The organism is Burkholderia latens (assembly GCF_001718795.1).
Classification (GTDB): Bacteria; Pseudomonadota; Gammaproteobacteria; order Burkholderiales; family Burkholderiaceae; genus Burkholderia; species Burkholderia latens_A.
The window spans coordinates 1,894,585-1,909,093 of the sequence record NZ_CP013435.1 but is presented as its reverse complement, the minus strand read 5'-3'; the positions used below and the strand labels follow the sequence as shown (position 1 = coordinate 1,909,093).

13 protein-coding genes and 1 other RNA gene are annotated in these 14,509 nt (G+C 66.5%); 7 read left to right on the top strand and 7 right to left on the bottom strand.

All coding sequences use genetic code 11. From position 1 onward, the window contains the following. Position 1 precedes the first annotated feature (1 nt). The 7 genes from WK25_RS08890 to trxA form a co-directional block, all read right to left on the bottom strand. Entirely contained in the window at positions 2–1,834 is a 1,833-nt protein-coding gene (locus tag WK25_RS08890; RefSeq protein ID WP_144245444.1) for an ArnT family glycosyltransferase, read from the bottom strand. A 150-nt stretch (positions 1,835–1,984) separates the two neighbouring features. Then, complete coding sequence (locus WK25_RS08885) at positions 1,985–2,248, bottom strand: type B 50S ribosomal protein L31 (protein WP_040144297.1); 264 nt, start codon at positions 2,246–2,248, stop codon at positions 1,985–1,987. A gap of 160 nt (positions 2,249–2,408) precedes the next feature. After that, a complete protein-coding gene (locus WK25_RS08880) occupies positions 2,409–3,239 on the bottom strand; it encodes a zinc-dependent peptidase (RefSeq protein WP_069241448.1) in 831 nt (276 codons plus the stop codon). A gap of 38 nt (positions 3,240–3,277) precedes the next feature. Continuing rightward, a complete protein-coding gene (locus WK25_RS08875; RefSeq protein ID WP_069241447.1) occupies positions 3,278–4,834 on the bottom strand; it encodes an MFS transporter in 1,557 nt (518 codons plus the stop codon). Further along, a complete protein-coding gene (locus WK25_RS08870) occupies positions 4,831–5,334 on the bottom strand; it encodes a MerR family transcriptional regulator (protein WP_040144294.1) in 504 nt (167 codons plus the stop codon). The genes WK25_RS08875 and WK25_RS08870 overlap by 4 nt, the downstream gene beginning before the upstream one ends. Positions 5,335–5,466: 132 nt before the next feature. Continuing rightward, the gene (gene rho, locus WK25_RS08865) at positions 5,467–6,729 is read right to left on the bottom strand and encodes a transcription termination factor Rho (protein WP_006478662.1); all 1,263 of its coding nucleotides are present in this window, start codon (positions 6,727–6,729) and stop codon (positions 5,467–5,469) included. A 194-nt stretch (positions 6,730–6,923) separates the two neighbouring features. After that, positions 6,924–7,250, bottom strand: coding sequence for a thioredoxin TrxA (gene trxA, locus WK25_RS08860; RefSeq protein ID WP_006402348.1), 327 nt, complete (start codon positions 7,248–7,250; stop codon positions 6,924–6,926). Between the two features lie 416 nt (positions 7,251–7,666). On the opposite strand from trxA, the gene ffs reads away from it, so the two are divergent. The 7 genes from ffs (at position 7,667) to WK25_RS08820 (ending at position 14,504) form a co-directional block, all read left to right on the top strand. Continuing rightward, an RNA gene (gene ffs, locus WK25_RS08850) (signal recognition particle sRNA small type) lies at positions 7,667–7,765 on the top strand. Positions 7,766–7,890: 125 nt separating this feature from the next. Continuing rightward, a complete protein-coding gene (locus WK25_RS08845; protein ID WP_069241445.1) occupies positions 7,891–10,287 on the top strand; it encodes a DNA polymerase III subunit gamma/tau in 2,397 nt (798 codons plus the stop codon). Between the two features lie 94 nt (positions 10,288–10,381). Further along, positions 10,382–10,708 (top strand): YbaB/EbfC family nucleoid-associated protein, encoded by a 327-nt coding sequence (locus WK25_RS08840; RefSeq protein ID WP_006755698.1) that lies wholly within the window; start codon positions 10,382–10,384, stop codon positions 10,706–10,708. Between the two features lie 49 nt (positions 10,709–10,757). Then, a complete protein-coding gene (recR, locus tag WK25_RS08835; RefSeq protein ID WP_040144292.1) occupies positions 10,758–11,354 on the top strand; it encodes a recombination mediator RecR in 597 nt (198 codons plus the stop codon). 48 nt (positions 11,355–11,402) lie between these two features. After that, a complete protein-coding gene (locus tag WK25_RS08830) occupies positions 11,403–12,608 on the top strand; it encodes a CaiB/BaiF CoA transferase family protein (RefSeq protein WP_069241444.1) in 1,206 nt (401 codons plus the stop codon). A gap of 208 nt (positions 12,609–12,816) precedes the next feature. Continuing rightward, positions 12,817–13,578, top strand: a complete 762-nt coding sequence (gene surE, locus WK25_RS08825; RefSeq protein WP_059547585.1) for a 5'/3'-nucleotidase SurE — start codon at positions 12,817–12,819, stop codon at positions 13,576–13,578. Beyond that, positions 13,575–14,504, top strand: coding sequence for a protein-L-isoaspartate(D-aspartate) O-methyltransferase (locus WK25_RS08820; RefSeq protein ID WP_040144289.1), 930 nt, complete (start codon positions 13,575–13,577; stop codon positions 14,502–14,504). The genes surE and WK25_RS08820 overlap by 4 nt, the downstream gene beginning before the upstream one ends. Positions 14,505–14,509 lie beyond the last annotated feature (5 nt).

Genomic DNA, 14,509 nt, shown 5'->3' with positions numbered 1-14,509 from the left:
GTCAATCGGCTAGCCGGCGGCGGGGGCCGCGGCGCTTGACGGGCGCGACCGGCCGTTCGATCCGCTCGTAAAGGCGGAAGCGCTCGTCACGGTCGGCCACGCGGCGGCCTTCCCACACGAGACGCCATACGTATCGCGACATCGCGCTCGGCTCGCCGAAGTCCGCACGGTCCTGGCGCAGGATCACGTCGCATTCGCCGGAGAATTCGAAGCGCATGTCGCCGAAGTATGCGAAGGTCGCGATTTGCGCATCGCCGAGCCGCACGGGCGAGATGCACTCGTAGTCCTTCGGCAGATGCGATGCGATCTGCTTCGCGACGTCGCTATACGTACGGCCGTAGTTGACGATCGGCAGCCACAGCGTCATCAGCAGCACCCACATCAGCGTGGTGCCCGCGCCCGACAGCACGACGCTGCGCCACAGCACCTTCGGCTGGCGCGAGATGCGCCAGCGCGCGAGCAGGCACCAGCATACGGTGACGATCACCGCGCAGATGAACGACAGGATCTTGAAGTGCGGTTCGTAGCCGGGCACGAGCCGCGCGAGGTTGCGCGCGAGCGGATGCGGAAAGCCGGTGAGGGACGCGAGCCACACGAGCCACACGAACGTGCCGAGGATCGTGAAGCTCAGCACCGCGAACCAGTCGATCGCGTTGATCGCGCCGCGCTTCAGCGTCGGCAGCGCAAACGTCGCGAGCACCGCGAGCGGCGGCAGCAACAGCATGTACATGCGGTTCGATTGCTGGCTCTGCAGGATCACGAGCGCGACGAGCGGCACCACGACCGACAGCGGAATCGCGATGTGCGCGCGGCGGCGCATGCCGGCCCAGCTCCACCACGCCCAGATCGCGAGCGGCCAGGCCGGCCACGTGAACAGCGGCAGGTTCTTCGCCGCATAGCCGAGCACTGCGGTGGGCGGACCGGAGAAGCGCATCAGGCTGCCGTGGATCCACTGGTTGAAGAACCACGCGGCGTCGTCCGGCACCGCGGTGAACGCAGCGAGCGGCCACAGCGCGAAGATCGCGGCCGCGAGCGGCAGCCCGATCAGCGGCAGGCGCAGGTTGCGCATCTCCGGCGTGACGAGCCACAGCGCGGCCGTGCCGGCGAGGAGCGCGACGACGAGCACCGGGTTGCCGGACAGCGCGACGAGCCCGATCGCCGCACCCCACCACAGTGCGCCCTGCATCGGCTTGTCGATGCCGCGCACGATTCCGTACACGAACATCGCGATCCACGCGAATTGCGCGAGCTGCGGTGTCGTTTCGTGGCCGCGTTCCGCGAGTCCGAAGCATGCGACGAGGATCAGCAGCGCGCCATCGGCGAGCGTGCGGCCGTAGTCGCGCGGCTCCGGCTCGCCGCCGAACGCATACTTGAACGGCTGTACCTCGGCGCGCCGGCCGAGCAGGTATGCGGCGTACCACACGAACGCGCAGGCGACGCAGAACAGCACGCCGGTATCGACGCGCGACGCGTTGCTCGCGTCGACCCAGGGCGCCAGCGCGCGGATCGACACCGCACCGAGCCAGTAACCGAGCGGCCCGTCGGTCGTGATGAACTTGCCGACGAGATTCGGCAGCAGCCAGTCGTGCCAGCCGCCGGTGGCCATCGTCCACATCACGCCGAAGCCCGCCGCGTCCTCGTTCTTCCACGGATCGCGGCCGAACAGCCCGAACGCCGCGTAGACGAGGCAGAGCGTGAGCAGCAGCCAGCGCGGCAGCGCGCGCGTGGCGGAGGCGGTGAGACGAACGACAGGCTTCATGCAGGTGAGCGATTTGTTATGGGCGGGCGGCCGGCGAGGGCGTGCGCGGCCGAGCCGGATTCGAGCATCCGGCATTGTAGACGCGCCGGCCGTTGCGCGTCAGACGATTGCCGGGCCGCCGGCCGGCAGCCCGTGGTTGTCCGGCGAGCGGAGACAAAAAAGGGCAGCCTGGGCTGCCCTTTCGTGCGGTACCGGTGCAATGCAACCACCGGAGCGGTGCGAAGCTTACTTCGCGACCTTGCCGCTGGCGCGTGCGCCGAACTTGTTCTTGAACTTCTCGACACGGCCTGCCGTGTCCATGATCTTTTGCTGACCCGTGTAGAACGAGTGCGATTCCGACGACACTTCGATCTTGGCGAGCGGGTAGGTCTTGCCTTCGTGTTCGATCGTTTCACGCGTCTGGATCGTCGAGCGCGTGATGAACTTGAAGCCGTTCGACATGTCTTGGAAGACGACTTCGCGGTAGTCCGGGTGAATGCCAGGTTTCATGATGTTCCTTGGTGAGAGCGGTAGCCAACCCGCCGCTTGCCGTGCCGGACCGCGCGAAACCGTGCGATTCGGCCAACGTCAAGCCCGGCGCGAGCCACTTGCCTAAGGTCGAAAAACGGCGATTATGCCAGAAAATCAGACGGTTGACGAATAATTTTCATCATCCGTCGAGGGCGCCGGCGCGGGCCGGATCCTGCCGGTAGTAGCGGGCCAGCAACCGGTACAGCTCCGGAAATTCGGACTCGAACGCGCGCGGGCGCACGAACAGCGCCTCGCTGCACACCGCGAAGAACTCCGACGGGTGATCGGCCGCATAGGGATCGATCAGCGAGTCGCGCTCGAAGCGCGCCCACGCGCGCTCCGGCACCGCGTCGACCCTCGCGCAGAACTGGTCGTATGCGTGTTCGAACACGTCGGCCCAGCCTTGCGCGTCGAGGTGCGGCGCGTGCCACCGGCGAAATAGGGGCGGATAACCGTCGGCCGCGCCATTGACCATGTCGATCTTGTGTGCGAACTCATGGATCACGACGTTGTACGCATCGCGGCCGTCCGTCATCTGCGCGTCCTCCCACGACAGGATCACGGGGCCGCCTTCCCACGCTTCGCCACTCGCGTCGTGCTCGACTTCATGGACGACGCCGTCTTCGTCCTGCACGGTCTTGCGGATCACGAATTCGCCCGGATACACGACGACGCCGACCCAGCCGTCATAGAGCGACAAATCGAGATTCAGCACCGGCAGACACGCCTGCGCGGCGATCGCGACGATCATCTCGTCGGTGAGCTCCAGCCCGTGTGCGGTCGAAAACGACTTCTTCGCGATGAACAAACTCGTCAATTCGCGCAGCCGGCCGAGATCGCCGGGGACGAGCGCGTCGAGGAACGGCAGCCGCGCGACGGTGTCCTGCCACAACGCATCGGCAATCGGATGGCTGCGCAGCGCGCGGTCGCGGCGGCGGTCGTCGAACCAGCGGGTCAGTTTCGAGAGCATGGAAGCGGCGCGAGAAAATCCAAAGCCTGTCTTTTAACTCAATCGATCTCTTTTTGCCATGCCGCGAACAGGCCGCCAACGAGCGCGACGCCCGCAAGAAAGTAGAAACCGTCGAGCGACGCGAGGAACGACGCCTGTTGCGCGATCATCCTCGCGATCGACGCGATCGCGAGGCCGTGCGCTTCGTTCGGCGCATGGCCGGCCGCCGCGTAGCTGCGGGTGAGCGCGTCGACGCTCTGTTGAAACAGCGGATCAAACACGTTCGCGCGCTCGACGAGTCGCGTCTGGTGCACGGCGAGCCGATGCTGCTCGACGATGATCACGGACGACGTCGCGAATGAAATCGTCAGTTGGCGCACGATGTTCTTCAGCCGGTAGCCGTGCGTGTATTCGTCGATCGCGAAGATGCGGAACGTCAGGTTCGCGACCGGCAGCACGATGAACAGCAGCAGCAACCCGCGCAGCAGGAGCGGAACGATCAGCGCGGTCTCGCCGACCTGCGGCGTCATTCGCGTCATCCAAAGCGCGGCGGCGATCGCGATCGCGAAGCCCGGCACGACGAACCATTTCTTGTGCGTGACGCGCTTTGCATGGCGCAGATATGCGAACAGCGCTGTGGCCGAAATCAGCGACATCGTGCCGACCAGTCGCCCGGCATTCTCGACCGGATAGCCGAGACCGCCTTCGAGCAGCCGGGCGGTCAGATAGCTGAAGCCGGTCGATTCGTAGTAGTAGAACATGTACAGCAGCAGCCCGATCTGGAACGTGCGCTCGCGAAACGCGTGCAGCCGCACGAGCGGCGTCGGATGGTTCCACTGGTGATACGCGAACCACGCGAGCGCGCCGAGGCCGGCGAACGTGAGCATGATCAGCATCGGCGAGCCGCTGTAGAGCTGGTAGTGCACCTGCTGCAATACGATTTGCAACGCGCCTTGCGCGAGCGCGAACACGACGTACGGCCAGAAATGCCCTGAGCCGCGCTCGTCGTCGGGCGTGCGCCCCGAATCGGGCAGCGTGACGAGTGCGAGGATCGCAAACGCGAAGCCCGCGGGCGCCGTGCACGCGAACAGCGCCCGCCACGTCGAATGCGCGACGAGCAGCCCGCCGGCGATCGGCGCGAGCGCGCTGCCGAGCAGGATCATGATCAGGAACGCGCGCGTCGCGGGCGGCCGCTCCTGCGGCTTGAAGCTGATCTGGATCAGGATCCGGCATGCACCCATCATCGGGCCGATGAAGTAGCCCTGGAAACCGCGCGCGAACGCGAGCTCGATCGACGTGTCGGCGAGGGCGGCCGCGATCGCGCCGAACGAGAACATCAGCATGCAGCCGGCGACGTAGCGGCGATGTCCGAGCCGGTCGACCCACCATTGCTGCTGCAGGATGCCGAGCACGGCCGTGACCGCATACGCGCTCGACGACCACACGAGTTCGTCCGGCGACGCGTTGATGCCGCCGGCGATGTAGCTCGCGAAGAACGAGAATGCCGCGTTGTCGAAGTAGTCGAGGCCCGTGACGAGCGCGAGCGCCCACGGGAACAGGTCCGCGCGCAGGTTCGCGCGGCTCCAGAGCGGCGAGCGGCCGGGCGCGACATTCATTCGCGGCGATCCTTGCGCGTGCGCCGCGAGCCGGCTTCCGTCAGCCGCTGCGCGATCAGCGCGTCGGCATTTTCGCCGGCGAGACGCCGTTCGATGTAGTCGATGTCGTGCTGCAGTTCCTTGCGCAGCGCGACGGCTTCCTTCAGCTCGCGCTGGACGGCCGCGATCCGCCGGTCGAGCGTGTCGATTTGCGAGGCGAGCCCCGTGCGGATGTCGCGCAGCGACGCATCCGAATACCGCCGCCGGCCGTCGCCCGTTTCTTCGAGCGGGCGCTTGAGCATCTCGGTGATGCCGTGCAGCGAAAAGCCGAGCGCGCGCAGTCGCAGGATGCGTGCGAAGCGTTCGAGGTCGGCCTCGTCATAAAGCCGGTAGCGCCCGCTGCTGCGCGACGGCGTGACGAGCCCGCGCTCCTCGTAATACTTCAGCGTGCGCGGCGTGACGCCGAGCCGCGACGCGGCGTCGCTTACGGTCAGCGGCGCGGAGGAGGTGTCGTTCGGCATGGGGATCGCACGGTTTCGGTCGGTAAGATGGCGCGATTATAGATCAACCTGTACGTTCACGTTCATGTTGGCGTGAAAAAACGGCCGCCAGGCGAGATGCACGGGCGGCCGTTCTTTGCGGGGCGACGGCGCTCAGCCGCCGCGGCGCATCAGGTCGAAGAACTCTGAGTTGCTCTTCGTCTGGCGGATTTTGTCGAGCAGGAATTCCATCGCCTCGACTTCATCCATGTCGTGGATGAACTTGCGCAGCACCCAGATCTTTTGCAGGATCTCGGGCTTGATCAGCATTTCTTCGCGACGCGTGCCCGACTTGTTCAGGTTGATCGACGGATACACGCGCTTTTCCGCGAGACGGCGCTCGAGGTGCACTTCCATGTTGCCCGTGCCCTTGAACTCTTCGTAGATCACGTCGTCCATGCGGCTGCCGGTTTCGATCAGCGCGGTGCCGATGATCGTCAGCGAACCGCCTTCCTCGATGTTGCGCGCCGCGCCGAAGAAGCGCTTCGGACGTTGCAGCGCGTTCGCGTCGACACCACCCGTCAGCACCTTGCCCGATGCAGGGATCACGGTGTTGTACGCACGGGCGAGACGCGTGATCGAGTCGAGCAGAATCACGACGTCGTGCTTCATTTCGACGAGACGCTTGGCCTTCTCGATCACCATTTCGGCGACCTGCACGTGACGCGTGGCCGGTTCGTCGAACGTCGATGCGATCACTTCGCCTGCGACCGAGCGCTGCATTTCGGTCACTTCTTCAGGGCGCTCGTCGATCAGCAGCACGAACAGGATCACGTCCGGGTGGTTCTGCTTGATCGCATGCGCGATGTGCTGGAGCATCACGGTCTTGCCCGACTTCGGCGACGCGACCAGCAGGCCGCGCTGGCCCTTGCCGATCGGCGCGATCATGTCGATGATGCGGCCGGTGACGTTTTCTTCGCCGCGCATTTCGCGTTCAAGCGACAGCGGCTTGTTCGGATGCAGCGGCGTGAGGTTCTCGAACATGATCTTGTGTTTCGAGGCCTCGGGCGGCTGCCCGTTGACTTTGTCGACCTTGACCAGCGCGAAGTAGCGCTCGCCGTCCTTCGGCGTGCGGACTTCACCTTCGATCGTGTCGCCGGTGTGCAGGTTGAAGCGGCGGATCTGCGACGGGCTGATATAGATGTCGTCGGTGCTGGCGAGGTACGACATTTCGGGCGAGCGCAGGAAGCCGAAGCCGTCCGGCAGCACTTCGAGCGTGCCGTCGCCGAAGATCGTCTCTCCCGTCTTGGCGCGCTTTTTGAGAATGGCGAACATCAACTCCTGCTTGCGCAGGCGGTTCGCGTTTTCGATCTCCAGGCCATTGGCCATTTCGATCAGTTCGGACACGTGCAGAGACTTGAGCTCGGATAAATGCATACGGAGAACCCGCCAGGGAGGAGAAGCGACGAAAAGAAATAAGGGAGGAGGGCGAGCGGAGGCGCTCTGAGACTTAATGCGTCTTGTAGACGTTTTTTGATTCTAGCATATGCCGATTCGCGCCTGAGCGGCCGATCGGCGGCTGGACGACGGACGTGTTGTCGGCTGACAACACGTCCGCGGAGCGGCCGGTATTACAGGTGGCTGTCCAGGAATGCGGTGAGCTGGGACTTCGACAGCGCGCCGACCTTTTGCGCGGCAGCCGCGCCGTTCTTGAACAGGATCAGCGTCGGGATGCCGCGCACGCCGAACTTCGCAGGCGTTGCCTGGTTGTCGTCGACGTTGATCTTCGCGATCTGCAGCTTGTCGCCGTAGTCCTTCGCGACTTCGTCGAGGATCGGGGCGATCATCTTGCACGGGCCGCACCATTCGGCCCAGAAGTCGACGAGCACGGGCTTGTCGGATTTGACGACGTCCTGTTCGAACGATGCGTCGCTGATGTGTTTGATCTGTTCGCTCATTGGGTCAATACCTCTTTCGGTTCGGGGACTGCCTGCTTGGCGCGTTGCGGCGCTCCGGCAGCCTGTCGGCTGCCGGCCGCTGCGGCAGGTCACTCCGCTCTCCCGAAGGAAGGGCGCAGGCGCTGCATGGCGCGGCTCGCGGGTCGTTCGGGCGTCATATTAGCCTAAATTGCTATCTGCTGCGGGCGGCGATAGTAGTCGCTATGCGAGTAGGGGTACGACGCGCCGTTCGACCGTTGTGCTTCGAAGATGGAGGTGCGCTCGGCAATTGCAAGGGGCCCGGGATGGCAGCGCGCCCGCACTTCGCCGGTTTCGGTTTCGCGCATGTCTGGTTGGTACGTGAAGTTGGCGCGCACGCTCGCATTGTTGCGAACAAACGGTCGCATTCGGCACGAAGCGGTGATAGAATGTTCCGTGACGGGCCTCCTCGCATGGTGGGGCGGTGAACCTGGTCAGGTCGGGAACGAAGCAGCCACAATCGTTTTCCGCCAGTGCCGAGGGTCGGGCTCGTCACCTTCCTCTTGCCCCGTTCGCCGGGCGATTTTTATTTCCGCGTCATTCTCCGTTTGCCTGCACTTTGCATGTGTTCAGCGCCGTTTCGCGTGTCGGCGCGACGCGGTGTTACTGATACAATTTCCCGATGACCTATCAAGTTCTCGCACGCAAGTGGCGTCCGAAGGATTTCGCTTCGCTCGTCGGCCAGGAGCACGTCGTCAGGGCGCTCACGCACGCGCTCGACGGTGGGCGTCTCCATCACGCCTATCTGTTTACCGGAACGCGCGGCGTCGGCAAGACGACGTTGTCGCGGATCTTCGCGAAGGCGCTCAACTGTGAAACCGGCGTCACGTCGCAGCCGTGCGGCGTGTGCCGCGCGTGCCGCGAGATCGACGAAGGCCGCTTCGTCGACTACGTCGAAATGGACGCCGCGAGCAATCGCGGCGTCGACGAGATGGCCGCGCTGCTGGAGCGCGCGGTCTACGCGCCGGTGGATGCGCGCTTCAAGGTCTACATGATCGACGAAGTGCACATGCTGACGAACCACGCGTTCAACGCGATGCTGAAGACGCTCGAGGAGCCGCCGCCGCACGTCAAGTTCATTCTCGCCACCACCGATCCGCAGAAGATTCCGGTCACCGTGCTGTCGCGCTGCCTGCAGTTCAACCTGAAGCAGATGCCGGCCGGCCATATCGTGTCGCATCTCGAGCGGATCCTCGGCGAAGAGCAGATCGCGTTCGAGCAGCAGGCGCTGCGCCTGCTCGCGCGTGCCGCGCAGGGCAGCATGCGCGACGCGCTGTCGCTGACCGACCAGGCGATCGCTTACTCGGCGAATGAAGTGACCGAATCGGCGGTGTCGGGCATGCTCGGCGCGCTCGACCAGACTTACATGGTGCGCCTGCTCGATGCGCTCGCGGGCGGAAACGGTCCGGAGATCCTGGCGATCGCGGACGAAATGTCGCTGCGCAGCCTGTCCTTTTCGACCGCGCTCCAGGATCTCGCGAGCCTGTTGCACCGGATCGCGTGGGCGCAGTTCGCGCCGGGCTCCGTCCTCGACGAATGGCCGGAAGCGACCGATTTGCGGCGCTTCGCGGAGGCGTTGAGTCCCGAGCAGGTGCAATTGTTCTATCAGATCGCGACGGTCGGACGTGCGGAGCTCGGGCTCGCGCCGGACGAATATGCAGGCTTCACGATGACGTTGCTGCGGATGCTCGCGTTCGAGCCGACCATCGGTACCGGCAGTGCGCCGGGCGGCCAACCGGCCACGCCGCGTGCGATGCCTGCGCCCGCGCCGCGTGCTGCTGCCGCTGCCGGCGCTGCTGCGCCGCGGGCTTCGACACCGGCGGCCGCGGGTGCTGCGCGTCCGCATGCTGCCGCACCGGCTGCACCGCCGATACCTGCGCAGTCCGACGATGCGGGGATTGCGCCTGTCGTGACGGCCGCGCTTGTCTCGACAGCGGCAGTGAGTCCGGCATCGGCTTCGGCGCCGGCATCAGTACCAACATCGGCATCCGCCGACGCGCCGGTCGCCACGCAGCCGGCAGCGACCACGCCAACCCAGCCGGCACAGGCGGTCGATGCGCCCCCGGCTGCCTCCAGCGAACCTGAACCGGTCGCCGTTGCCGAGCGCGAGGACGAACCCGCGGCGCTCGCCGAACCGGCGTCGACGCCGGCGCCGGCGCCGCGTGCTGCACCGGTCGAGCCGGCCGCACGTCCGTCTGCCCGCGGTGGGGCGGCAGCCGCGCTCGACGTGCTGCGCAATGCCGGCATGCGTGTGTCGTCCGACCGGTCGCGGGCCGGCGCGGCGCCGAAGCCGGCGGCCCAACCGGCCGTCGAGAAGCCCGCGGCGGCGCGTCCTGCCGTACCGGTGCCGACGCCGCGCGCGGCCGCCCGCGCGCCGCAAGCCGCCGACACGCGCCAGGCGCCGCCGCCGTGGGAGGACATCCCGCCGGACGAATACGTGCCGCTGAGCGCCGACGAGATGTTCGGCGGCGCGGCCGACGACGGCTTCGTCCCGGTATTCGACAGCGGCCCGGACGACGTGCGCATCGCGCCGAAGCCGGTGGAGGTCCGCGCGTCCGCGCCGGCCGATACCCGCCCGCTGCCGCCCGCGATCGCGCTCGATCCGATCGGCTTCGACGGCGAATGGCCGGCGCTGGCCGCGCGGCTGCCGCTGAAGGGGGTCGCGTATCAGCTTGCGTTCAACAGCGAACTGACGGCGGTCGACGCGACCACGCTGAAATTGTCCGTGCCGGTGCCGCAGTATGCGGACACCGCGCAGGTGGCGAAACTCAAGGCCGCGCTGGCCGACGCGCTCGGCAGGCCGGTCGAGGTCGCGGTCGAGGTTGGACCTGCGCGGCGCACCGCGGCAGCGCTCGACGCGGCTGCACGCGCGGCACGCCAGCGCGAGGCGGAGCAGGACATTCACGGTGATCCGTTCGTCCAGCAGCTCGTGCGTGAGTTCGGCGCGCGCATCGTCGAGGGCTCCGTGCGGCCGCTCGCCGATTCGACACCCGACGGCACGCCGCCGACGCTGCATTGAACGAATCGCATGGCGGCAGGCACAATCACGCCCCGCACACATTGACCGGCACGCGCCGCGTGCCGGTTTTCACACGATCAGAAGGAGTATTCCCATGTTGAAAGGCAACCTTGCCGGACTGATGAAGCAAGCGCAGCAAATGCAGGAAAACATGAAAAAGATGCAGGAGCAGCTTGCGCAGATCGAAGTTGAAGGGCAGTCGGGTGCCGGCCTCGTCAAGGTGACGATGACCTGCCGCAACGAAGTGCGTCGTGTGGCCATCGATCCGAGCCTGCTTGCGGACGACAAGGACATGCTCGAAGACCTCGTCGCGGCCGCGTTCAACGACGCCGTGCGCAAGGCCGAAGCCACGTCGCAGGAAAAGATGAGCGGCATGACGTCGGGCCTGCCGCTGCCGCCGGGCTTCAAGCTGCCGTTCTGAGCGCAGCGTCCGTTCAGCCCGATCAGTACGTTCATCCTTCAACCGCCGTATGAAACAGCCGTCCGCCCTGTCCGCGCTCGTCGAAGCGCTGCGCGTATTGCCCGGCGTCGGGCCGAAATCCGCGCAGCGCATGGCGTACCACCTGATGCAGCACGATCGGGAGGGCGCGGAGCGGCTCGGCCGGTCGCTGCTGTTCGCGACCGAGCATCTGCAACATTGCGAGAAGTGCAACACGTTCACCGAAGCGCAAATCTGCGAGGTATGCAGCGACGAGGAGCGTGATCCGACGCTACTGTGCGTCGTCGAGACGCCGGCCGACCAGATCATGCTCGAGCAGACGATGACGTACCGCGGGCTGTATTTCGTGCTGATGGGGCGGTTGAGCCCGCTTGACGGGATCGGCCCGAAGGAAATCCATTTCGACCGCCTCGTGCGGCGCGCGTGCGACGGCGTCGTGAAGGAGGTCGTGCTCGCGACCAACTTCACGAACGAAGGCGAAGCGACCGCCCATTACCTCGGCCAGACGCTGAAGGCGCGCGGTCTCGCCGTCACGCGCCTCGCGCGCGGCGTGCCGGTGGGCGGCGAACTCGAATACGTCGACGCGGGCACGATTGCCCGCGCGATGCTCGACCGCCGCACGATGTAAGCCGGGCGCCGCCGGCCGGCGGCGCCGTTCCTCATGCCAGGGAGACACATGAGCACCAGCCAGGGCCCGCTCGCGGGCGTCAAAGTGCTCGAATTCGGGACGCTGATCGCGGGGCCGTTCGCATCGCGCCTCTTTGCCGAATTCGGCGCCGAAGTCATCAAGATCGAAGATCCGAACGGCGGCGACCCGCTGCGGAAATGGCGCAAGCTATACCCGGAGCAGGGCGGCACGTCGCTGTGGTGGTCGGTCCAGGCGCGCAACAAGAAATCGGTCACCCTGAACCTGAAATCCGATGCCGGCAAGACGATCGCGCGGCAGCTCGCGCGCGAGGCCGACATCGTGATCGAAAACTTCCGACCCGGCCTGCTCGAGAAACTCGGCCTCGGCTACGACGTGCTGTCGGCCGACAACCGCGGTCTCGTGATGGTGCGCCTGTCCGGCTACGGGCAGACGGGCCCGTACCGCGACCGGCCTGGCTTCGGCGCGATCGCCGAATCGATGGGCGGCCTGCGTCACATCACCGGCTATCCCGATCTGCCGCCGCCGCGCATCGGCATCTCGATCGGCGATTCGATCGCCGCGCTGCACGGCGTGATCGGCGCGATGATGGCGCTCCATCATCGCAACATGAACGGCGGCGCGGGGCAGATGGTCGACGTTGCGCTGTATGAAGCAGTGTTCAACATGATGGAGAGCGTGGTGCCCGAATACGGTGTCTACGGGATGGTGCGCGAGCGCACCGGCGCGTCGCTGCCGGGCATCGTGCCGTCGAACACGTACGCGTGTCGCGACGGCAGCATCGTGATCGGCGGCAACAGCGATCCGATCTTCAAGCGGCTGATGAAGGCGATCGAGCGCGACGACCTCGCCGACGACCCGTCGCTCGCACGCAACGACGGCCGCGTGCCGCGCACGCAGGAAATCGACGATGCGATCGCCGCCTGGCTCGCGCCGCGCACGATCGACGACGCATTGGCCGTGCTCAATGCAGCCGACGTGCCGGCCGGCCGGATCTACACCGCCGCCGACATGTTCACGGATCCCCAATTCGTCGCGCGGCAGATGATCCAGCGTTTCAAGCTGCCCGACGGCACCGAGATTCCGCTGCCGAACATCACGCCCAAGCTGTCCGATACGCCGGGCGAAACGCGCTGGCTCGGCCCCGAACTCGGCGAACATACGGACGAAGTGCTGCGCAGCCTCGGCTACGATGCGCACGCCATCGCCGAGCTTCGCGAGACGGGCGCGATCTGAGCGTCGCGCGTCGTCGACCGAGCGCCTCCGTCCGAGCCGACATGTTGCCGTGCGCGGACGACCGGCGCGCGGCACCGCGTTTTCCCGGGCGCCCCGGAATGCCGCCGCCCAACACGGCCGCGCGGCGTGCACCACGGGCACGCATGCGCCCGTCCGTGGCCGCCGGACTGTCGCTCTCGCGCCATCTTTCCTCGGTTACAATCGCCGGATGCGAATCCTACTCAGCAACGACGACGGCTATCTCGCCCCCGGTCTCGCCGCGCTCAGCGACGCGCTGCAGCCGCTTGCCGACCTCACGGTGATCGCGCCCGAGCAGAACTGCAGCGGCGCATCGAATTCCCTCACGCTGTCGCGTCCGCTGTCGGTGCAGCGCGCGGCGAATACGGGTTTCTTCTACGTGAACGGCACGCCGACCGATTCGGTGCACGTCGCGTTGACGGGGATGGCCGACGAGCGGCCCGACCTCGTCGTGTCCGGCATCAACAACGGCCAGAACATGGGCGAGGACACACTCTATTCAGGGACAGTTGCGGCCGCGACCGAAGGCATCATGTTCGGCGTGCCGGCCATCGCGTTCTCCCTCGCCGACAAGGGTTGGGCCCATCTGGCGGACGCTGCGCGTGTCGCCGCCGAAATCGTCGCGCACTATCTCGCGCATCCGCTGCCCGGTCAGCCGCTGCTGAACGTCAACATTCCGAATCTGCCGTACGACGAACTGAAGGGCTGGAAGGTCACGCGTCTCGGCAAGCGCCATCCGTCGCAGCCGGTGATCCGCCAGACCGACCCACGCGGCGAGCCGGTTTACTGGATCGGTGCTGCGGGCGCGGCGCTGGACGCAAGCGAGGGTACCGATTTCCACGCCGTCGCAAACGGTTTCGTGTCGATCACGCCGCTGCAACTGGATCTCACGCATACGCAAATGCTGCCTGCGACGCGCGAATGGGCGCGTGCAGGAGGGCGGGCTTCATGAGCGGCGAGCGCGCGAAGCGGTTTCCGCTCGCGCTCGAAGATCTCAAGCGAGCGCCACGCAAATCGGAAGGCCGGAACGGCGAGCGTCATGCGACGACCGCGGTGCCGAAGACGATCGACAAGCCAGCTGCCGTGCTCAAGCAGGTGGCGGCGAAGCCGGGCGCCGCGCGCGTGCCGCATGGCACGGCGGCCGCGAAGCCGGCGAGCGCACCGAAGCCGACCGCGCTGAAGCCGGCGATGCCGAAACCGGCCGCCCCGAGCGTTGCGCCGGCCGGCGCGTTTGCACTGACTTCGGAACGTGTGCGCGAGCGCATGGTCGAACGCCTGCGCGCGAACGGCGTGACCGACGCGCGCGTGCTGGATGCGATGGCTGCCGTGCCACGCCACATGTTCGTCGATCCGGGGCTCGCGACGCAGGCCTACGAGGACTCCGCGTTGCCGATCGGCCACCAGCAAACAATTTCAAAGCCGTCGGTCGTCGCGCGCATGATCGAGCTCGCGATGGCCGGCCGCACGCTCGAGCGCGTGCTCGAAATCGGCACCGGTTGCGGCTACCAGGCCGCCGTGCTGAGCCGCGTGGCACGCGACGTGTATTCGATTGAACGCATCAAGCCGCTCTTCGAGCGCGCGAAGCTGAACCTGCGGCCGCTGCGCGTGCCGAACATCCGTCTGCACTACGGCGACGGGCGTGTCGGTTTGCCGTCCGCAGCCCCGTTCGACGCGATCGTGATCGCGGCCGCGGGGCTCGACGTGCCGCAGGCGCTGCTCGAGCAACTTGCGATCGGCGGGCGCCTCGTCGCGCCGGTCGGCGGGCAGAGCGGGCAGCCGCAGGTGCTCACGCTGGTCGAGCGCGTCGCGCACGCGCAGTGGCGGGAGTCGCGGCTTGATCGCGTTTTCTTTGTCCCTTTAAAATCCGGAGTGATTTGAAACCG

Coding starts and splice junctions, on each gene's coding strand:
- WK25_RS08890 (WP_144245444.1), bottom strand. CDS start 1,834: ATGCCGGATGCTCGAATCCGGCTCGGCCGCGCACGCCCTCGCCGGCCG.
- WK25_RS08885 (WP_040144297.1), bottom strand. CDS start 2,248: ATGAAACCTGGCATTCACCCGGACTACCGCGAAGTCGTCTTCCAAGAC.
- WK25_RS08880 (WP_069241448.1), bottom strand. CDS start 3,239: ATGCTCTCGAAACTGACCCGCTGGTTCGACGACCGCCGCCGCGACCGC.
- WK25_RS08875 (WP_069241447.1), bottom strand. CDS start 4,834: ATGAATGTCGCGCCCGGCCGCTCGCCGCTCTGGAGCCGCGCGAACCTG.
- WK25_RS08870 (WP_040144294.1), bottom strand. CDS start 5,334: ATGCCGAACGACACCTCCTCCGCGCCGCTGACCGTAAGCGACGCCGCG.
- rho (WP_006478662.1), bottom strand. CDS start 6,729: ATGCATTTATCCGAGCTCAAGTCTCTGCACGTGTCCGAACTGATCGAA.
- trxA (WP_006402348.1), bottom strand. CDS start 7,250: ATGAGCGAACAGATCAAACACATCAGCGACGCATCGTTCGAACAGGAC.
- WK25_RS08845 (WP_069241445.1), top strand. CDS start 7,891: ATGACCTATCAAGTTCTCGCACGCAAGTGGCGTCCGAAGGATTTCGCT.
- WK25_RS08840 (WP_006755698.1), top strand. CDS start 10,382: ATGTTGAAAGGCAACCTTGCCGGACTGATGAAGCAAGCGCAGCAAATG.
- recR (WP_040144292.1), top strand. CDS start 10,758: ATGAAACAGCCGTCCGCCCTGTCCGCGCTCGTCGAAGCGCTGCGCGTA.
- WK25_RS08830 (WP_069241444.1), top strand. CDS start 11,403: ATGAGCACCAGCCAGGGCCCGCTCGCGGGCGTCAAAGTGCTCGAATTC.
- surE (WP_059547585.1), top strand. CDS start 12,817: ATGCGAATCCTACTCAGCAACGACGACGGCTATCTCGCCCCCGGTCTC.
- WK25_RS08820 (WP_040144289.1), top strand. CDS start 13,575: ATGAGCGGCGAGCGCGCGAAGCGGTTTCCGCTCGCGCTCGAAGATCTC.